17 protein-coding genes are annotated in these 18,200 nt (G+C 63.5%); 10 read left to right on the forward strand and 7 right to left on the reverse strand.

The annotated features are described in order from the left end of the window. Positions 1 to 107 precede the first annotated feature (107 nt). Positions 108 to 536: a bleomycin resistance protein gene (locus tag ACFIQF_RS02915; RefSeq protein ID WP_393939883.1), complete on the forward strand. Its 429-nt coding sequence runs from the start codon at positions 108 to 110 to the stop codon at positions 534 to 536. 117 nt (positions 537 to 653) lie between these two features. After that, positions 654 to 1,718 carry an MBL fold metallo-hydrolase gene (locus tag ACFIQF_RS02920; RefSeq protein ID WP_393939885.1) on the forward strand — a complete coding sequence of 355 codons (1,065 nt, stop codon included), beginning with the start codon at positions 654 to 656 and terminating at the stop codon, positions 1,716 to 1,718. Positions 1,719 to 1,748: 30 nt separating this feature from the next. Here ACFIQF_RS02920 and ACFIQF_RS02925 read toward each other — a convergent pair whose 3' ends face one another. Further along, a complete protein-coding gene (locus ACFIQF_RS02925; RefSeq protein WP_393939886.1) occupies positions 1,749 to 3,044 on the reverse strand; it encodes a glutamate carboxypeptidase in 1,296 nt (431 codons plus the stop codon). A gap of 132 nt (positions 3,045 to 3,176) precedes the next feature. Here ACFIQF_RS02925 and mnmC1 point away from each other — a divergent pair, with 132 nt between their 5' ends. After that, positions 3,177 to 5,144, forward strand: a complete 1,968-nt coding sequence (gene mnmC1 / locus ACFIQF_RS02930) for an FAD-dependent 5-carboxymethylaminomethyl-2-thiouridine(34) oxidoreductase MnmC1 (protein WP_393939887.1) — start codon at positions 3,177 to 3,179, stop codon at positions 5,142 to 5,144. A gap of 83 nt (positions 5,145 to 5,227) precedes the next feature. Here mnmC1 and ACFIQF_RS02935 read toward each other — a convergent pair whose 3' ends face one another. The 3 genes from ACFIQF_RS02935 to ACFIQF_RS02945 all read right to left on the reverse strand — a co-directional run bounded on the left by ACFIQF_RS02935 (position 5,228) and on the right by ACFIQF_RS02945 (position 6,833). Continuing rightward, positions 5,228 to 5,530 carry an ElaB/YgaM/YqjD family protein gene (locus tag ACFIQF_RS02935; protein ID WP_393939888.1) on the reverse strand — a complete coding sequence of 101 codons (303 nt, stop codon included), beginning with the start codon at positions 5,528 to 5,530 and terminating at the stop codon, positions 5,228 to 5,230. Between the two features lie 169 nt (positions 5,531 to 5,699). Beyond that, entirely contained in the window at positions 5,700 to 5,849 is a 150-nt protein-coding gene (locus tag ACFIQF_RS02940) for a hypothetical protein (protein ID WP_393939889.1), read from the reverse strand. A gap of 231 nt (positions 5,850 to 6,080) precedes the next feature. Beyond that, on the reverse strand, positions 6,081 to 6,833 hold the full coding sequence (locus tag ACFIQF_RS02945; RefSeq protein ID WP_393939890.1) for an SDR family NAD(P)-dependent oxidoreductase: 753 nt from the start codon (positions 6,831 to 6,833) through the stop codon (positions 6,081 to 6,083). A gap of 365 nt (positions 6,834 to 7,198) precedes the next feature. Here ACFIQF_RS02945 and ACFIQF_RS02950 point away from each other — a divergent pair, with 365 nt between their 5' ends. From ACFIQF_RS02950 to ACFIQF_RS02980, 7 genes are all read left to right on the forward strand, one after another. Further along, complete coding sequence (locus tag ACFIQF_RS02950; RefSeq protein ID WP_393939891.1) at positions 7,199 to 8,980, forward strand: nitrite/sulfite reductase; 1,782 nt, start codon at positions 7,199 to 7,201, stop codon at positions 8,978 to 8,980. A gap of 22 nt (positions 8,981 to 9,002) precedes the next feature. Next, positions 9,003 to 9,404 carry a DUF934 domain-containing protein gene (locus tag ACFIQF_RS02955; protein ID WP_393939892.1) on the forward strand — a complete coding sequence of 134 codons (402 nt, stop codon included), beginning with the start codon at positions 9,003 to 9,005 and terminating at the stop codon, positions 9,402 to 9,404. After that, positions 9,401 to 10,039 carry a phosphoadenosine phosphosulfate reductase domain-containing protein gene (locus tag ACFIQF_RS02960; protein WP_393939894.1) on the forward strand — a complete coding sequence of 213 codons (639 nt, stop codon included), beginning with the start codon at positions 9,401 to 9,403 and terminating at the stop codon, positions 10,037 to 10,039. The genes ACFIQF_RS02955 and ACFIQF_RS02960 overlap by 4 nt, the downstream gene beginning before the upstream one ends. 60 nt (positions 10,040 to 10,099) lie before the next feature. Beyond that, complete coding sequence (gene cysD, locus ACFIQF_RS02965) at positions 10,100 to 11,032, forward strand: sulfate adenylyltransferase subunit CysD (protein ID WP_393939895.1); 933 nt, start codon at positions 10,100 to 10,102, stop codon at positions 11,030 to 11,032. 141 nt (positions 11,033 to 11,173) lie between these two features. After that, positions 11,174 to 12,553, forward strand: a complete 1,380-nt coding sequence (locus ACFIQF_RS02970; protein WP_393939897.1) for a sulfate adenylyltransferase subunit 1 — start codon at positions 11,174 to 11,176, stop codon at positions 12,551 to 12,553. 113 nt (positions 12,554 to 12,666) lie between these two features. Then, positions 12,667 to 12,999 (forward strand): ferredoxin FdxA, encoded by a 333-nt coding sequence (fdxA, locus tag ACFIQF_RS02975; protein WP_393939899.1) that lies wholly within the window; start codon positions 12,667 to 12,669, stop codon positions 12,997 to 12,999. Positions 13,000 to 13,122: 123 nt separating this feature from the next. Then, on the forward strand, positions 13,123 to 13,458 hold the full coding sequence (locus tag ACFIQF_RS02980; RefSeq protein WP_393939901.1) for an antibiotic biosynthesis monooxygenase family protein: 336 nt from the start codon (positions 13,123 to 13,125) through the stop codon (positions 13,456 to 13,458). Positions 13,459 to 13,476: 18 nt separating this feature from the next. On the opposite strand, the gene ACFIQF_RS02985 is transcribed toward ACFIQF_RS02980, so the two are convergent. The 3 genes from ACFIQF_RS02985 to kaiC form a co-directional block, all read right to left on the reverse strand. Further along, positions 13,477 to 15,822: an ATP-binding protein gene (locus ACFIQF_RS02985; RefSeq protein ID WP_393939902.1), complete on the reverse strand. Its 2,346-nt coding sequence runs from the start codon at positions 15,820 to 15,822 to the stop codon at positions 13,477 to 13,479. Then, the gene (locus tag ACFIQF_RS02990; protein WP_393939904.1) at positions 15,819 to 16,169 is read right to left on the reverse strand and encodes a circadian clock KaiB family protein; all 351 of its coding nucleotides are present in this window, start codon (positions 16,167 to 16,169) and stop codon (positions 15,819 to 15,821) included. The genes ACFIQF_RS02985 and ACFIQF_RS02990 overlap by 4 nt, the downstream gene beginning before the upstream one ends. 119 nt (positions 16,170 to 16,288) lie before the next feature. After that, on the reverse strand, positions 16,289 to 18,013 hold the full coding sequence (kaiC, locus tag ACFIQF_RS02995; RefSeq protein ID WP_393939905.1) for a circadian clock protein KaiC: 1,725 nt from the start codon (positions 18,011 to 18,013) through the stop codon (positions 16,289 to 16,291). Positions 18,014 to 18,200: the final 187 nt, after the last annotated feature.

An 18,200-nucleotide genomic window follows, 5' to 3' on the forward strand; every position in this document is an offset into this window, starting at 1 on the left:
CTGCCCAGTACCCGCGTTGGCGCTGCTTGCGAGACAGAATGCCCGGCGCATTTGCCACAAAATAATCCGCGCGTTTTGCCCCGAACCACAAGCTCCAGCCTGCGCCCATGCCAGAATTTGCCGCCCTCGTCCCCGAGCTGATCGTCAGCGACATCCATGCCAGCCTGGATTTTTGGTGCGGCGTCATCGGCTTTTCCGTCTGGTACGACCGGCCGGAAGAGAACTTTGCCTATCTGACACTCGGCCCCGCCCAGCTGATGCTCGACCAGCAAAGCCCCAGCGGCCAGGACTGGACCTTGGCGCCCATGGAACGCCCTTTCGGCCGTGGGCTCAATCTGCAGATCGAAGTGCCAGACCTGGACGCCGTCATCACCCGCTGCGCGCAACGCGGCATCAGTCTCTACCTGCCGCCCCAAGAGCGCTGGTACCGCGCAGGCGACCACCAGGTAGGCCAGCGCCAACTCATCGTGGCCGATCCAGACGGCTACCTGGCCCGCTGCACCGCGCCATTGGGTCGGCGGCCGCTGGGTACGTAGCCGCCCGCAAGCTGAAACTCACTGGCGAAGCACCGCCCCAACGCATGCTGCGCTGCAACCACGCCATGTCACCTCGCATACAGCCCGGCACGCTGCGCGCTCTCACAATGGGTTCATATGAATGCTTCTGAGCTTGAGCGCGCGCTCTCCTATCCGTTTGCCGAGCAGTTGCCCGCGCAAGGTCAAACCATCGATGTGGCGCCGGGCGTCAAATGGCTGCGTATCAGGCTTCCGTTTGTGCTGGACCATATCAACCTCTGGCTCGTGCGCGACGAATGGGAAGGCCGCCAAGGCTGGGCCATTGTCGATACCTGTGTGGCGCAGCCGCATGCCCGCGAACAGTGGCAACAGATTTTTGAGCATGCGCTTGAAGGCTTGCCGGTGCTGCGCGTCATCGTCACCCACATGCACCCGGACCACATTGGCAATGCGCGTTGGCTGTGCGAGCGCTGGCAGGTGCCGCTGTTCATCAGCGCCACCGATTACCTCACCGCCAAGTTCTTCACTGGCAGCGAAAGCTCTGAGCAAGGCGGCGCCGCGCTGGCAGATTTTTTGCGCGGGCACGGGCTGCTCGACGAAGCGGCGTTGCAAGGCATTCGCGGCCGCAGCAATTACTACCCGAGCCTGGTCGATGGCGTGCCCGCCAGCTTTGTACGCCTGCAGCACAACACCGTTCTGCGCCTGGGCCAGCACGAATGGCGCTGCATTGCCGGCTACGGCCATGCGCCCGAGCACATGGCGCTGTATTGCGAGGCGCTGGGCGTGCTTATCAGTGGCGACATGGTGCTGCCGCGCATCTCTACCAATGTCAGCGTGAGCGCGGGCGAGCCACGTGCCAATTCGCTGCAGCAGTTTCTCGATTCGCTGCGGCTGTACGAGCCGCTGCCGGCCGATACGCTGGTGCTGCCCTCGCACGGCAAGCCTTTCCGGGGTTTGCACGAACGCCTGCGCCAATTGCACGAGCACCACGCTGCGCGCTTGAGCGATCTGCTCGCCGCTTGCCAGCAAAAGCCCATGAGCGCGCACGATGCGCTGCCAATCCTCTTTACGCGCAAGCTCGATCTGCACCAGACCACGTTCGCCATGGGCGAGGCCGTGGCGCACTTGCACAAGCTGTGGTACGACGGCGCCGTGCAACGCCAGCGCGATGAGCGCGGCGTCTGGATGTTCAGCGCAGTCTGAAAACTGCCAAGTAGCGCTGCAAAAGCGCAGTTACTTGGCCGCGCCGCCCGACAGCTCCATCACCATGCGTGCCACCAGGTAGAGCCGGGGCACGATGCTGCCGAGCAGAATGTATTCGTCGTTGCTGCTGTGCGCACCAAAGCCGCCCAGGCCCATGCCTTCTACCACGCCGCCGCGGCTGTGCAAGGCGGCAAACGCAGCATCTGTGCCGCCGCCCAATGCCACATCGTTCACGCGCAGCGGCAGATCCAGCTCTTGGTGGTAAATGCTTTGCGCTTGTGCGGCAATTTTGCGTGCCGCGTCGCTGGCTTCCATGGGCGGGCGACGCAGTTCAAAACGGGCGCTGACCCGGCTGCTGTCGAACAGCTTGTTCTGGATTTTCTCCTGCACCGCCATTTGCAGCGCGTCGAAGTCTTGCACCCGCAACGCTCGCGCATCGGCCTGCGCCTCCGCGTGCGCCGGTATTACGTTACGGTTGCTGCCCGCGTGCGACACCGTCCAGTTGAGCTTGAGCCCGCGCTCGGGTTGCGACAAGCCTTTCATCTGCAGCAATTGGTGCGACAACTCGTAGAGCGCGTTCACACCGTATTCGGGCCGGGCACCTGCGTGTGATGCCTTGCCTTCGACATTCAGAAAAACCGCGCCGATGCCGCTGGTAGCCAAGTGCAAGGTGCCTTCGAGCCCGCCGCTCTCGAAAGAGAACACCGCGTCCTGGTCTTTGGCCAGCGCGGTGATCAGCTTGCGCGAGCCCGGCGAGCTGATCTCTTCGTCGCTGTTGAAGAGCACGGTAATTTCGCCGTACTGCTGGTAGCCCAGTTTTTGCAAAAGCGCCAAGCTGTGCAGCACCAGGGCCACGCCTTGCTTCTCGTCCTCAATGCCAAGGCCGTAGGCGCGGTCGCCATCAATGCGGAAAGGCTGCCTGGCCAGATCGCCGGGCAAATACACCGTGTCCATATGCGCCAGTAGCAGAATTTTGGAGTGCCCCTTACCCTTGAACACCGCTTTCACGCTGGGGCCGGTGGCATCGGGCGTGTCCTGTAGGCGCTCGGGATCGTTCGAAGGAATCACCTCCACCTGCCCGCCCAGCGCCTGCAAACGCTCGGCCGTCACTTTGGCGATGTAGCTGACACCGGCAAAATCCTTGCTGCCCGATTCGATATTCACCAGGCTGCGCAAGGTGTCGAGCAGCGGTTGGCGCTCGGCCTCGGCGGCGCTGTAGACGGCAGGCTGGGCATTGGCTGGCGCCGCCGCGTGGCAGGCCGCCGTGGCAAGCGCAGCCAGTGCGAACACCAGCGAGCGAGCGGAAAAAATGCTGGAAGCGGGCATGGGCAAAATGGCCAAAGACTGAAAGCGCGATCATAGTACGCAGCGCTGCGACCGCCAGTCGCCACCTGGCCACCAGGCACCAACATCCATTGCAGCTGCCTACAATGCTGAGTTTTTCCGTTTTGAGATGCCATGACTGAACCCGTGCCCGGCAGCGCTCACAGCCGCCGCTGTGGCGAGCAAAACCACCGCGAGGCTGAGCCCCTGTTTTTGGCCGGCTGCGGTTTGCCCGCTGCATGGGCCGGCCAGCCGCAGTGGCGCGTGCTGGAAACCGGCTTTGGCCGGGGTCAGAATTTTCTGGCCACCTGGCACGCCTGGCGGCAAGACGCTGCGCGGCCGCAGCTGCTGCACTATGTTGCGACCGAGGCTTGCCCTGACAGCGCGCAGGCGCTGCTGCAACACGCCAGCCAGCACCCGCATTGGCTGCCGCTGGCCCAAGAACTGGCTGCCCAATGCTGGGGGCTGTTGCCCGGCGTGCACCGCCTGCGGTTCGATGGCGGCCGCGTGCTTTTAACGCTGCTGATTGGTGACACGCAGGCCATGCTACGCCAGCAAGACATGGTGGTAGACAGCATTTACCTGGGCGGCTCCAGTCCCGCCAGCCATCCGGAAATGTGGAGCTTGCACACGCTCAAAGCCGTGGCCCGCAGTGCGCAACGCGGCACCCGGCTTGTCAGCAGCAGCAATGCGCCGCAAGTGCGCAAAGATTTGGCACAGTGCGGCTTTGTGTTGGCCAATTCCCCCGAGCAAGAAACACTGCAGGCCACATTTGAACCGGCATGGGAACCACGCAAAGCACCGCTGTGGCCGCGTGGTGGCCAGGCTCTGGCACCGGCAGCGTTGGCCCCGCCGCGCCGCGCTGTGGTTATCGGCGCAGGCATAGCAGGCGCGGCCTGCGCGCAACAACTGGCCATGCGCGGCTGGCAAGTCAGCGTGCTCGACGCAGCGCCGCAGCCTGCAGCGGGCGCATCCGCCCTGCCCGCTGGCATTTTTGCGCCGCACACCAGCAGCGACGACAGCGTGCTCTCGCGCATCACCCGCGCCGGCCTGCGCAGTACCGGGCAGTGGGCGCAAAGCCTGTTGCAACACGGCCAGGATTGGACCATGACCGGCGTACTGGAGCGCCGCCAACTCGCAACACCGCAAGATGAAACCGCTGCTCACAGCGAAGCCAGCGCACGAGCCATCTCAGAGCAACGCCGCCACGGCGCGCACGAGCGCCCGGCCAGCTGGAACGCCGAGCTGGCCGAAGCCGCTGCGGCCTGGAGCTTGCCCGCAGGTGATGATGTTTTGAAAGCGCAGCAGCTCCCGGCCGACGACACGGCCTTGTGGCACGCCAATGGTGGTTGGCTGCGGCCTTCGGCCTTGGTACGGGCACTTCTGGCGCATGCCAACATTCGCTTTATTGGCAATGCTGCCGTTGCCCGCACCGAGCCGCTGGCTGGCTCGCACGCTTGGTCTGTGCAAAACGAGAAAGGCCAGGAACTGGCGCAAGCCGAACTGGTGGTGTTTGCGGCCGGGCCGCAATCGGCTGCCTTGGCGCAGGCCGTGCAAAGCGGTGCGGCGCAGCTGCCGTTGCACATGCAGGCGATTCGCGGCCAGGTCAGTTGGGGTATGGCGCCAGACGACGCAAGCTTGCCGCAGCACCCGGTCAACGGCCACGGCAGCTGGGTTCCACGTTTCCCCGCGCTGAACGGCGGCGCAGCGGCCTGGGTCATGGGCTCCAGCTTTGAGCGCGATGTGACCGAGCTGCCGCCCACGCCCGCCGACCAGGCCCGCGCCCATGCCGACAACTGGACCAAGCTGCAAACCTTGCTGCCGCTTGCCAGCCAACACTATGCGCAAGTGTTTGAAGCTGCCCATACCTGGGCGCAGGTGCGCTGTGCGTCTAACGACCGCTTGCCGCTGGTGGGGCCGCTGCTGGCAGAAGCAGAGCTTCCGCCAAGCCGCCTTTCGCCCTGGGTTTGCACGGCCATGGGATCACGCGGGCTGACCTGGGCTTTGCTCTGCGCCGAGCTGCTGGCCGCCCGCCTGCATGGTGAGCCTCTGCCTTTGCCCAATGCTTTGGCCAAGGCCTTGTCGGTGGATCGGCTAGCTTGAAGGCTTGCGGACCGGCCAGTCTTGTTCAGGCTGCGGCTACGCTGCCACTGATTGCAGTGGCTCAGCGTTGTGGGACTAAGCCATCAGCGGCGGCAAAACAAAAAGCCCAGCACCACGCCGATGGCCAGCGCTGCGCCTGCCACGCGCCAAGGTTCTTCGCGCGCGTACTCGTCGGTGCTTTGCGCGGTTTGCCGCGTCTGCTCCACCACCTGGGCGAAAGAGTTTTTGGCCGTGCCCAGGCTCTCGTTCACGCGACGGCGCAAGATGCGCATCTCCGGAATATCGTCCAGCTCTTTGACGGACAGGAGATCGCGCACATCGCTCACCAGTTGCTGCAGATCGTCCTGCACCACGGCCAGGCTGGGTTCTTTGCGCTTGAAAAACATGCGGTTTCCTTTTCTTGGTTTTAGACAACCGTTCCACCATAACCAAGCATCCGCCCCAGCCATGTAGGAATCCGGCGCTGATGCGGGTCGCCGGGATGCCGGTCGCCCGGATGCGGGTCGCCGGGATGCCGGTCGCCGGGACGCCGGTCGCCCAGATGCGGGATACGACTCAAACCGGCTCCGGATCCTGTACCGGCGGCGGCCGGCCCGGCTCTTGCAGCGGCAAGGTGCTGTCGGGCGGGTCAATGGGGTTGGGTTTGCCTGGTTCGGCGGGCGGTGGTGCCACTGGCGGCACCGGCTCAGTTGCTGGCTTGGGCATGGCGGCCTCCTTTCAGCCAACAGTTTTGCCAAACAGCGGGCGAGCGGCTGTCAGACAAAGCAGTGAATGGCTGCCACAGCGAGTGGCTGCCACAGCGATGGCTGCCACAGCAATTTCTCCAAGCAGCCCACCCACAAAAAACGGAGACACAGGCATGCCGGTCTCCGTGGTTTGTTGCTGGCCCGAGAAGATCGGGCGCGTTACAGCCTGCTCAGCGCTGCGCCTGCACTATCAGCTCTTGCCGGCCGAGTAGCCGCCATCCACCATCAGATGAGCGCCGGTGATAAAGCTGGCTTCATCGCTGGCCAAAAAGACCACCGCGTTGGCCACTTCCACATCTTTGCCCAGGCGGCCCATCGGGTGCAGGCGCACCAGGGCTTGCAAGGCCTCTTTGTCCATGTATTGGAGCAAGGGCGTTTCGATATAGCCCGGGCCGATGGCGTTGACACGTACGCCCAGAGGCGCGGCCTCCAGCGCCAGCGTGCGCGTGAGGTTGACGACACCGCCCTTGGCAGCCGAGTAGGCGGCGGTCTGGGTTTGGCCCAGCGCGCCCAGAATGGAGGCGCAGTTGATGATGCTGCCTTGGCCGCGCGGCAGCATGTGGCGCAGGGCAGCGCGTGCCACGCGGAAGACTCCGTTCAGGTTGATGTCGATGATGCGCAGAAAATCTGCGTCGGTATAGTCTTGCGCCGGGCTGGTGCCGCCAATGCCGGCGTTGTTGAATACGGCATCCACGTGGCCCAGGTCGTCCACCGTGCGTTGCAGCAGTGCGTCTACCTGCGCGGTCTCGGTGACATCGGTGGTCACAAACAGGCAACGGCCGTCGTACTGACCGTCCAGCGTGCGGGCCTGGGCGCCGCCTTGGCTGCTGGCTATGTCGGCGATCACCACGTTGGCGCCCTCTTGCAGGCAGCGCATGACGGTGGCCAACCCGATGCCGCTGGCACCGCCGGTGATGATGATGTTCTTGTTTTGCAAACGCATGGCCAACTCCTAGTCAAAAGCAGCCATGGTGGCAGTTTGGGTTCGCCCTGCGCTTGACGCGAATCAAGCTGCACCGACTTGGCCTCTGCCTTGGCTCAGAAACTCTGTTTTTGATAGCTGCCAATGCCTGATCAGCTTACCCATTTGCCGCTTTTTACTGCCACCCGAAAAGCACTCTCAGCCACCATACAAGCGCGCTTATGCAAAAACCGCAGATGCTTGCGCGGTTTTCATATAACTCACAGTCATACATGACCAAGAAAAAAGTCGTTTGAGTTTATATCAAACTTTTCTACAGTACGTCGCAAGGCCAAACAGCGCTGCCATTGGGGCGGCAGGCCCGGCTCCTCCCAGCACGCACCACGATGTACCAATACACCTCATTCGACCGCCAGTTTGTCCAGGCCCGTGCCGACCAGTTCCGCGACCAGCTCACCCGCTGGCAGGACGGCCGCCTGTCTGAAGACGAGTTCCGCCCGCTGCGCCTGCAAAACGGCTGGTATGTGCAGCGCTATGCGCCCATGCTGCGTGTGGCGGTGCCTTATGGTGAGATCAATGCGGCGCAGATCCGCGTGCTGGCCCGCATTGCGCGGGAGTACGACGAGCCCGAAGCCCAGATTTACCAAGACGCCCTGAAGACCCAGGGCGCCATGGGCACCACCTATCTGCCCACGCACTACGCGCACTTCACCACGCGCACCAATGTGCAGTTCAACTGGATTCCACTGTCCAAGAGCGCCGACGTGATGGACCTGCTCGCCAGCGTCAACCTGCACGGCATTCAGACCAGCGGCAACTGCATCCGCAACACCACCACCGACGCGCTGGCCGGCGTGGCCGTGGACGAGATTGTCGACCCCCGCCCCTACGCCGAAGTGCTGCGCCAGTGGACCACGCTGCACCCCGAGTTTGCGTTTCTGCCACGCAAGTTCAAGATCGCCATCAGCGGCTCCAAGGAAGACCGTGCCGCCACCGGCTGGCACGATGTGGGCCTGCACCTGGTGAAGAACGACGCGGGCGAAATCGGCTTCAAGGTGTTTGTCGGCGGTGGCATGGGCCGCACGCCGGTCATCGGCACACCGATCCGCGAATTTTTGCCCTGGAACCAGGTGCTCAACTACATCGAGGCGATTGTGCGCGTGTACAACGAGCGCGGCCGCCGCGACAACAAGTACAAGGCCCGCATCAAGATTCTGGTGAAGGCTGAGGGCCAAACCTATATTGACTCGGTCGAAGAAGAGTTCCGTCAGATCGTCGAGGTCGATGGCGGCCCGCACACTATCCCGCAGGCCGAGTTTGACCGCGTGGCCGCCTGCTTTGTGGCGCCCGATCTGTCGGCCTACCCGCAGGTCAACGCCACTGATGCCAAGCACGCGCTCACCGAACAGGGCGCCAAAGAGCCAGCGTTTGGCCGCTGGGTCAGCCGCAATGTGCGCGCCCACCAAAACCCGCAGCTGCGCGCCGTGGTGCTGTCGTTCAAGCGCGTCGGCCAAGCGCCTGGCGATGCCTCGGGCGACCAGCTCGATGCGCTGGCCCAGTTGGTAGATGAATTCTCCGCTGGTGAAGCCCGTGTTACGCACGACCAGAACGTGGTGCTGCCCTGGGTGCACGTGAGCCGCCTGCACGCGCTGTGGCAGCAAGCCAAGGCCCTGGGCCTGGCCAGCACCAATGTGGATTTGCTCACCGACATGATCGCCTGCCCCGGCGGCGACCTGTGCGCGCTGGCCAATGCCCGCAGCCTGCCGATTGCCGCCGCCATCACCGAGCGCTACCAAGACCTGGACGAGCTCGACGACATTGGCGATATCGATCTGCACATCAGCGGTTGCATCAACAGCTGCGGCCACCACCACAGCGGCCACATCGGCATTCTGGGCGTCGATAAAGACGGCAAGGAGTGGTACCAGATCACCGTTGGTGGCTCGGACGGTGCCGACATCTCGGGCGCGCCGCAAGCGGGAAAGGTGATCGGCCCTTCGTTCAGCGCGGCCGAAGTGCCGGGCGTGATCGAGGCCGTGCTCAGCACCTACCGCGATTTGCGCGAAGGCAAGGAGCTGTTCATCGACACCGTGCGCCGCGTAGGCATTGAGCCTTTCAAGGAAGCCGGCAAATCTGCCCGCCTGCCCGAAGAAACCACCGAAGCCTGACCACCGCAGAAGAAGTACGACGATGACGACCCCGCAAGATTTTCAGATTCTGGCCTCGGACGCGCACAGCGCGCCTGCCGAAGGCGATACCCGCGTGCTGCAACTGGCCAACGATGTGGACGCGCTGAGCGTGCCGCTCGAAGGCGTGCAGCGCATCGACCTGGCTTTCCCCAACTTCACCGATGGCCGCGCTTTCAGCCAGGCTTATCTGCTGCGCCGTCGCCGTGGTTTTGCCGGCGAGATTCGCGCCACCGGCGATGTGCTGATCGACCAGCTGGTGCAGATGCACCGCACGGGTTTCAGCAGCGCCGTGCTCAAAGAAGGCGTGGACGCGGCCGATGCAGCGCGCCAGTTTGCCCGCTTTGCCGGCTTCTACCAGGGCGACGTCGAGGCCAAGCCCCACTTTGCGCAGGTGGCCGCATGAGCAACCCCGCCGTCACTGCACAAGAATTGGCCCGCGTGAATGCCGAGCTGGGCCACGACGCTGCCGGCCTGGTGCGCTGGGCTTTGGGCCTGGGCCAGCCAAGCATTGTCACCACCAACTTCCGCCCGTTTGAAGCGGTGATCCTGCACCTGGTCACCCAGGTCCAGCCTGATGTGCCCGTGGTCTGGATGGACAACGGCTACAACACGCCAGCCACCTACCAGTTTGCCGATGCCGTGACGCGCAAGCTGGGCCTGAACCTGAAGATCTACCTGCCCCGCCGCAGCCGCGCCCACCGCGAAGCCGTGGAAGGCGCCACGCCTGGCCTGGACGACCCGCGCCACGCAGCCTTTACCGAAGAGGTGAAGCTGGAGCCGTTTGCCCGCGCTCTGCGCGAAACAGCGCCCCAGGTGTGGTTTACCGCTCTGCGCGCCACCGATACGGCCGTGCGTGCGGCCATGGAGCCCGTCAGCATCAACCCCGATGGTCTGATCAAGGTAGCACCGCTGCTGCACTGGTCGTCCAAGGATTTGCACGACTATTGTCAGCAGCACGGTTTGCCCAACAATTTTGACTACGTAGACCCGACCAAGGGCGAAGAAAACCGCGAATGCGGCCTGCACTTGGCTCATTGAGCTCCCACCGTCTACCTGTTGCCAGCCCCAGCGCCGGCCCCCTCGTTTGAAAGTATTGCCATGAACGCCCGTGTTGACACCGATGTGTTGAACCAGCTGAGCAACCAGCACCTCGATGCGCTGGAAGAGGAAACCATCTTCATCCTGCGCGAAGTCGCCGCCGCCTTTGAGCGCCCGGCCCTGCTTTTCTCTGGCGGCAAGGATTCGCTGGTCATGCTCAAGTGCGCCGAAAAAGCCTTTGGCGTGGGCCGCATCCCGTTCCCGCTCTTGATGATCGACACCGGCCACAACTTCCACGAGGTGACGGATTTCCGCGACTTCCGTGCCAAGGAGCTGGGCGCCGAGCTGATCGTGCGCAGTGTCGAAGATTCGATGGCTCGCGGCACCGTGCGCCTGGCGCATCCGGGTGAATCGCGCAACGTGCACCAGTCGGTCACTTTGCTGGAGGCCATCGAAGAGTTCCGCTTTGACGCGCTGATCGGCGGCGCCCGCCGCGACGAAGAAAAAGCCCGCGCCAAAGAGCGTATCTTCAGCCACCGCGACAGCTTTGGCCAGTGGCAGCCCAAGGCCCAGCGCCCCGAACTGTGGACGCTGTTCAACACCCGCCTGGCACCGGGCGAGCACTTCCGCGTGTTCCCCATCAGCAACTGGACCGAGCTGGACGTGTGGCAATACATTGCCCGCGAAAACATCGCCCTGCCAAGCCTCTACTACGCGCACCAGCGCGATGTGGTTGAGCGCAAAGGCCTGCTAGTGCCCGTGACCGAGCTGACCCCCGCCAAAGAAGGCGAAACCGTGGAAAGCCGCACCGTGCGCTTCCGCACCGTAGGCGACATCACTTGCACCTGCCCGGTGGAAAGCGACGCGGCCACGGCTGCCGCCATCGTGATCGAAACCCTGGCCGCCGATGTGAGCGAGCGCGGCGCGACACGAATGGACGACAAGACCAGTGATGCATCGATGGAAAAGCGCAAGAAAGACGGGTATTTTTAGGACATCCCCCTGAGGCGCTTTGCGCCCTCCCCCTTCTCTGGCAAGGCAAAGCCTTGCGGAAGGGGGACGACACCCACGGTGCGCGGCGGCGCTTCCTCGGTGTCCCTCCGTTGGGCTGTGCCTGATCAAAGAAAGAATGCGATGACAGAAACTATCAATTCCCTGGCAGCCGCTGCCCAACAGGCAGAGGCCAGTACCAACAATGCGCCGCATGGCAGCCTGGGCTCTGCCCTGCGTTTCATCACCTGCGGCTCGGTGGACGATGGCAAATCCACCCTCATCGGCCGTCTGCTGGTAGACAGCAAATCGGTGCTGCAAGACCAGCTCGCAGGCGTGCAGCGCAGCGGTGAAACCGATCTGGCGCTGTTGACTGACGGCCTCAGCGCCGAGCGCGAGCAAGGTATCACCATCGACGTGGCCTACCGCTACTTCGCCACCGAAGCGCGCAAGTTCATCATTGGCGACGCTCCTGGCCACGAGCAGTACACGCGCAACATGGTCACCGCCGCCTCCAGCGCCGATGCCGCCGTGGTGCTGGTCGACGCCACCAAGCTCGACTGGCAGAACCCGCAGCTCCAACTGCTGCCGCAAACCCGCCGCCACAGCCTGCTGGTACACCTGCTTCGCGTCAACGCGCTGGTGTTTGCCGTCAACAAGCTCGATGCGGTGGCCGACCCGGCCCTGGCCTTTGCCAACATCCGCAACGCCCTGGCGCGGTTTGCGCAAGACGCCGGCATTACCGTGGCCGCCACCATTCCCGTCTCGGCCCTCAAGGGTTGGAACGTGGTCAGCCCGCAGCCCGACTGGGCCGGCTACCAAGGCCCGAGCCTGTTGCAACTGCTGGAAAAGCTGCCCACCACGCCAGCCGATGCCGAACAGCCCTTCGCCTTTGCCGTGCAGTGGGTTGAGAAATTCTCCTCGTCGGCCGACACCAGCCAAGGCCGCCGCGTTTTCTGGGGAAAAGTGGCCACGGGCGCGGTGACAGTTGGTACGGCTGTGCAAATTCTGCCCAGCGGCCAACGCGCCACCGTGGCGCAGGTGCTGGACCACACGCGCATCGCCAAAGACCGCAGCGCAGGCCAAAGCGCCGGCATTGTGCTCGACCACGAGGTAGACGTTTCGCGTGGCGATTGGCTGGTAGCCGCGCCAGTGGCTGCTGCAGCCGCAGACGACGACTTTGACACGCCGGCCGAGCAAGCCGCCTGGCCGCTGCGCCGCGAGATCACCGCCACCATTGCCTGGATGGACAACGAGCCCCTGGTGCCCGGCCGCGTTTACCAGGCGCTGCATGGCCGCCGCTGGATCAAGGCCAAGGTCAAAAAGGTGCTGAACCGCTTGGAAATCAACACCTTGGAACGCCTGCCCGCCGACCAGCTGGAGCCCAACGCCATTGGCCGCGTAGAAATTGCGCTGCAAGAGGCCATTCCCGCTGCTGCGTTTGCGCAATCGCGTGAGCTCGGCTCGCTGATCCTGGTGGACACCGCCTCCAACAGCACCGCCGCTGCGGTGTTGGTGGAGTAAAACGGAGCGTCCCGCACCCGAAAACCACGGTATTTGGCGGCGGGCTATGTGCTCTTGCACAAAAATCGTAAAATCCACCGCTGTTTGTCTGAACCACTGTCGAAAATAATTCCATGACCCACGTCGTCACCGAAAACTGCATCAAGTGCAAATACACCGATTGTGTGGACGTCTGCCCCGTCGACTGCTTCCGCGAAGGCCCCAACTTCCTCACGATCGACCCGGACGAGTGCATCGACTGCGCCGTCTGCATCCCTGAGTGCCCGGCCAACGCCATCTACGCCGAAGAAGATGTGCCCGCAGACCAGCTCGCCTTCATCAAGCTCAACGCCGAGCTGGCCCTGGCCGACGGCTGGAAGAGCATCACCAAGCGCAAGACGCCGATGGAAGGCGCCGACGAGGCCAACGGCCAACCCGGCAAGCTCAAAGACCTGATCCGCAGATAGAGCGACTGGCGCTTTGCCCTGCGATAGCGCCCCAGAACCAAGCCAGCAGCTCTGCTGGCTTTTTTCATGCCCGCCGATACCGGAACCGTTACCTATTCGGAAACCTTTGATGGAGATTGCCCCATGAGCAATGCCGCTTTTGCCACAACACCGCAACCGCCCTACTACGCCGTCATCTTCACCTCACAACGCACGGCTACGGAGAACCAGGCTTACGCCGACATGGCCGACGCCATGGTGCGCCTGGCCGAGCAACAACCGGGTTTTCTGGGCGCCGAAAGCACACGCGGCACCGACGGCCTGGGCATCACCATCTCGTACTGGCAAACCGAGGCCGACATTGCAGCCTGGAAAGCGCACACCGAGCACCTGGTGGCCCAGCGCACAGGTGCCGAGCGCTGGTACGAGCACTACGAGGTGCGGGTAGCGAAGGTGGAGCGGGCTTACGGTAAGCGCTGAGCTATTGCCACCGCCGGCTCAGCGGCCGGGCTGCTGGCTGGGCGGGGCGAACATGGCTTCGAGCTTGTCGGTCAGATCGCTCAACTCAAAAGGCTTGGTCAGCACTTCCATGCCCGGCTCCAACAGGCCGTTGCCCACGGCCGCCTTGTCGGCATAACCGGTGATGAACAGCACCTTGAGCAAGGGCCGCGTCACCCGGGCAGCATCGGCCACCTGGCGGCCGTTCAAACCGCCGGGCAGGCCCACATCGGTCACCAGCATGTCGACCGAGCCACCGCGCTGCAAGATCTGCAAGCCGGACGGGCCGTCTTCCGCAGTGCTGACCTGGTAGCCCGCTTCCTGCAGCACCTCGGCCAACACCGCGCGGATTGTGGCCTCGTCCTCGATCAACACAATATGTTTGCCGTGGCCTTGGTGCGCCACGGCGGTACGTTCGTTCGGCTCCATCGCTTCACCTTCACCAAAATAACGGGGGAAATACAGGCACATGGTGGTACCACGGCCAAGCACGGAGGCCACCCGCACCTGGCCCCCGGACTGGCGTACAAAGCCATACACCATGGACAAACCCAGGCCGGTGCCCTGGCCCGTGGGTTTGGTGGTGAAAAACGGGTCAAAGATGCGGTCCAGCAGCTCGGCGGGAATGCCCGTGCCGGTATCTGTCACGCTGAGCGTGACGTACTGCCCGGGCAGCAGGTCGTGCACTACCGCATCGTGCGCATCCAGCGTGATATTGGCGGTAGCGATGGTCAGATGACCACCGCTGGGCACCATGGCATCGCGCGCGTTGATACACAGGTTCAGCAGCGAGTTCTCCAGCTGCGACACATCGATCAGCGTTTGCCACAAGCCCTCGCCAACCTCCACGTTCAGCTCCACCTGCGGGCCCATGGTGCGCCGCACCAGCTCTTGCAGGCCGCTCACCAGACAGTTCAGGCTCGTGGGCTTGGGGTCCAAGGTCTGGCGCCGGGCAAAGGCAAGCAGGCGCTGGGTAAGCGCGGCCGCCCGTTTGATGCCCTCTTTGCTCATCTGCAAATAGCGCTCTACCTCGTTCACCTGCCCTTGGGCCAGACGCCGCTGCAGCACTTCCAGGCTCACGCTGGTGCCGGCCAGCAGGTTGTTGAAATCGTGCGCAATACCGCCGGTGAGCTGGCCCACGGCTTCCATTTTCTGCGCCTGGCGCAGCGCCTCCTGGGCTTTGAGCAGCTCGGTGGTGCGCTGCAAAACCGCGGCTTCCAGGCCTTCGTTCACTTCGCGCAGCCGCGCTTCGCTCGCGCGCAGGGCCACGGCATTGCGTATGCGCTCTGCGGCCACGCGGGCACGTTCGGCAATCTCTTGCACCAGCTGCACATCATCATCCATCCAGTGGCGCAGCTTGGAGTGGCGCAGCTTGGCATCGTTCACAAATACGAAGGCTACCAGTTGGCCGCCTTCAAACACCGGCACAGCCAGCACGGCCCGCACGCCGGCACGCACAAAGCCTTCGGGCGCATAGGCGGTGCGGTGGTCGGTGTAGACGTCAGAGATGTTCACCACACTGTTGCGCTTGAGATCGTCGAGGCAAGTGCCGTAATCGCGCAGGTGCAAGGTACCGGCCAGCGAATGCATGCTGGGCCCCACCCAATCGCGCGAGAGCGCCATGGTTTCGCTGCCCAGATCCACCTGGCCATAGCCGGCTCGGCCCGCATCCAGCGTGAGGCCAATGATCTGCGCCGCCACATAGCCCACATCGGCTTCCTGGTCGACATCACGCAAAGCCTCGGTCAGCTGGGCCAGCGCGTCCTTGCGCACCTGAGCGCGGTGGTTTTGCGTTACATCGCGCACCACCTCGAGCACGCCAAAGCCGTGGCCGCCGTCATCCACCAAAAGCACCTGGCTGCTTTCCACATGCAGCCGCTGGCCATTGCGCAACACATGCACCGCCGGCACATGGCTGCGCTGGGCTGGTGGCGCGCCGCCTCCGGGCGCTGCGCCGTCAACGGCCACCTCGGTGAACAGATGGGGCTTTTTGCGCCCCAGCGCTTCGCCGGCGCGCAGCCCGTAGCGTTGTTCGGCCGCAGCGTTGATGAAGATCAGGTGCTCCTCGTTGTCAAACGCAAACACTGCATCGGCCATCTGGCCCAGCACGTCTTGCCGAATGCGCTGGCTGCTCAGGCCCACGCTTTCCAGCAAAAAAATGCCGTTGTTCAGCACCAGCGAGTCGACTTTGCCGCTGTGGATGGCCAGCAGCGTTTCCTCCATCTCCTGCAGGCGGATGCGCAGCTCAGCATTCTCTGCGGCCAGCGTAGCCGGGTCCATGCGGTCTGGCGCATACGCGGGTGGTTGCGGCTGCACTGCGGCAGCGCCATGGCTGCGGTTGCTCATGACTCGTCCCCGGCAGCCGGCAAACCCAGGCTGTCGCCCAAGCGCCGGGTGTCCGACATGTCGCCAATAAAGCGCCGCAAAGGCAAAGGCTCGATGCGTACCAAGGTGGGCGAGGCAATCACCTGGTCCTGCATGGCCTGCGCCAGGTGCAGGGCAATGTCCAACACCTCCAAACGGTATTGGCCTGGCAAATGGCGATCCAAAAAACGCCGCGTATTGACAATGGCCCGCGCAGCCAAGGGCGAAGCCACGCTCACGTACAGCCGAAAGGCTTGGCTGCCCGGTGGCGCGGCCCCCGTTGCCTGCCCCTGGGCAGGAGAGCGCGCCTGTTTAAGTGCGCTGGCCATGGCCTGCCGCTCCGCTGTATCTGGGCTGCGTTACCAGCTTGGCCATGCAGCAACGGCGCAGCGCCCATGCGGGCAGGCTGTCGAGCCAAAAAGCTGCTGGGGCTGGCAAGCTGCGCATACTAGCCTTTTCGACGTTTGCTGGAGGCAGCCGTGCGCGCCGCCGACATGGAACTGGCCCGGCTTTGCGCACCTTCGGCCAACACGTTTTCGCGATCGATATCGAGTTTGACCTGGCCTTCGCGCTCTTGCGCCTCTACGTTCAGCGCCTCGATCTGTGCATCCAGCACCTTGCGCCACTTGTCCAGATCGCGCAGCCGGCGCTCGTGGTCGCGCTCGCGCAGCTCATTGGTAGCCAGCACCTGCTCCTCATGGGCCATGCGGGCGGTGCCGGTCAGCACCTGATCGCCATCCATGTACACATCGATCAGGTCCACGCCGTTGTTGGAGAACACAAACTCGCGCACCTGGTTGGAGTGCGCCATGCCGCGCGATTTGAGCACCTGCAAGGTGCGCGTGCGCTCGCCATTCGAGGCCACATTGTTCAGCCACAGCCAACTGTCCATCAGCGACGACACGCCCACCTCGGAGCTGGCCGCGGTGGCATCATCCGAGGTCAGGCTGCTGTAAAGCGCTGTAATGCCATCGGTCTTGAGAAAATCGACCAGGCGCATCAGCGTCAGCCGCAGGCCCACGCCCCAGGCGTCGGCGGCCAGGTTGCTGATCGGGTCGATCGCCACCACGCTGGGCCTGAACTCCTGCACCAGCTGGTGGATGTTCACCAGGTGCTGTTCCAGCCCGTGCAAGGCGGGCCGGGTCGATTCAATGCGCAGCAAGCCCTTGTTCACCCAGCGCTGCAGATTCAGGCCGATCGAGGTCATATTGCGCAGCACCTGGCTTTGCGATTCCTCGTAGGCAAACAGCACCGCCCGCTCGCCACGCGCGCAGGCCGCATCCACAAAAGAGGCGGCAATGCTGCTCTTGCCCGTGCCCGGCGCGCCCGACACCAACAAGCTGCTGCCCCGGAAAAAGCCTTCGCCGCCGAGCATGGCGTCGAGCCCGGAAATGCCGGTAGACACCCGCTCGTTGGATGCGGGGTAGTCCACCGCCATCGAGGTGATCGGCAGCACTGAAATTCCCTGGCCGCCGATGAGAAACGGGTACTCGTTGGTGCCATGAACCGAGCCGCGGTACTTCACCACGCGCAAGCGCCGGGTCGAGACCTGGTCGACGATGCGCTGGTCGAGCAAGATCACACAATCGGCCACATACTCTTCCAGCCCGAAACGCGTCAGGCTATGCACACCGCGCTCGCCGGTCACCACCGCCGTCACTCCCTTGTCCTTGAGCCAGCGGAACAGCCGCCGCAACTCAGCGCGCAAAATGGCATGGTCGCTGACGCCGTTGAACAAGGCCTCGGCCGTATCGAGCACCACGCGCTTGGCGCCGATGCTGTCGATCGCATGGCCCAGGCGGATGAAGAGCCCGTCCAGGTCAAACGGCCCAGTCTCTTCCAGATCGCCGCGCTCGATATGCACGTAATCGAGCACCAGCTTCTTCTGGCGCTGCAGCGCGGCCAGGTCAAAACCCAGCGAGCGCATATTGACCGACAGCTCCTCGGCCGTCTCCTCGAACATCATGAAAACGCCCGGCTCGCCAAAATCCACCGCGCCGCGCAGCACAAACTCGGCCGCCAGCATGGTTTTTCCGCAGCCCGCCGCACCACTGACCAAGGTGGTACGCCCGGCCGGCAAGCCGCCAAAAGTGATTTCATCCAGCCCCACAATGCCAGTCGGCGTTTTATCAATACCGGCTACAAGCGCTACGGTTTTCTTGCTTTTTTTCATACCCAGGTGCTACTTTGGACAACAGAAAGAGGCACGGGCCCAACCCGCAGCCATAGCTAAAGCGTATTTTCAAGTCATCGCCATAGCGTCTTTGTAAGAAAAAAACGATACCAGCCACACTACAGTGGCTGCAATATGCTGTAGCGTTTCATACAACGCATATGGCAAAAATGCTGTGGCGAGTTGT

Origin of the sequence: Comamonas trifloxystrobinivorans (genome assembly GCF_043359985.1) — a bacterium.
GTDB lineage: Bacteria > Pseudomonadota > Gammaproteobacteria > Burkholderiales > Burkholderiaceae_C > Comamonas > Comamonas trifloxystrobinivorans.

Bases quoted from the DNA above. Each gene is read 5' to 3' on its own strand.
- fdxA (WP_393939899.1), top strand. From the start codon at position 12,667: ATGACCCACGTCGTCACCGAAAACTGCATCAAGTGCAAATACACCGAT.
- mnmC1 (WP_393939887.1), top strand. From the start codon at position 3,177: ATGACTGAACCCGTGCCCGGCAGCGCTCACAGCCGCCGCTGTGGCGAG.
- ACFIQF_RS02945 (WP_393939890.1), bottom strand. From the start codon at position 6,833: ATGCGTTTGCAAAACAAGAACATCATCATCACCGGCGGTGCCAGCGGC.
- kaiC (WP_393939905.1), bottom strand. From the start codon at position 18,013: ATGAAAAAAAGCAAGAAAACCGTAGCGCTTGTAGCCGGTATTGATAAA.
- ACFIQF_RS02915 (WP_393939883.1), top strand. From the start codon at position 108: ATGCCAGAATTTGCCGCCCTCGTCCCCGAGCTGATCGTCAGCGACATC.
- ACFIQF_RS02940 (WP_393939889.1), bottom strand. From the start codon at position 5,849: ATGCCCAAGCCAGCAACTGAGCCGGTGCCGCCAGTGGCACCACCGCCC.
- ACFIQF_RS02920 (WP_393939885.1), top strand. From the start codon at position 654: ATGAATGCTTCTGAGCTTGAGCGCGCGCTCTCCTATCCGTTTGCCGAG.
- ACFIQF_RS02950 (WP_393939891.1), top strand. From the start codon at position 7,199: ATGTACCAATACACCTCATTCGACCGCCAGTTTGTCCAGGCCCGTGCC.
- ACFIQF_RS02970 (WP_393939897.1), top strand. From the start codon at position 11,174: ATGACAGAAACTATCAATTCCCTGGCAGCCGCTGCCCAACAGGCAGAG.
- ACFIQF_RS02990 (WP_393939904.1), bottom strand. From the start codon at position 16,169: ATGGCCAGCGCACTTAAACAGGCGCGCTCTCCTGCCCAGGGGCAGGCA.
- ACFIQF_RS02985 (WP_393939902.1), bottom strand. From the start codon at position 15,822: ATGAGCAACCGCAGCCATGGCGCTGCCGCAGTGCAGCCGCAACCACCC.
- ACFIQF_RS02935 (WP_393939888.1), bottom strand. From the start codon at position 5,530: ATGTTTTTCAAGCGCAAAGAACCCAGCCTGGCCGTGGTGCAGGACGAT.
- ACFIQF_RS02955 (WP_393939892.1), top strand. From the start codon at position 9,003: ATGACGACCCCGCAAGATTTTCAGATTCTGGCCTCGGACGCGCACAGC.
- ACFIQF_RS02960 (WP_393939894.1), top strand. From the start codon at position 9,401: ATGAGCAACCCCGCCGTCACTGCACAAGAATTGGCCCGCGTGAATGCC.
- ACFIQF_RS02980 (WP_393939901.1), top strand. From the start codon at position 13,123: ATGAGCAATGCCGCTTTTGCCACAACACCGCAACCGCCCTACTACGCC.
- cysD (WP_393939895.1), top strand. From the start codon at position 10,100: ATGAACGCCCGTGTTGACACCGATGTGTTGAACCAGCTGAGCAACCAG.
- ACFIQF_RS02925 (WP_393939886.1), bottom strand. From the start codon at position 3,044: ATGCCCGCTTCCAGCATTTTTTCCGCTCGCTCGCTGGTGTTCGCACTG.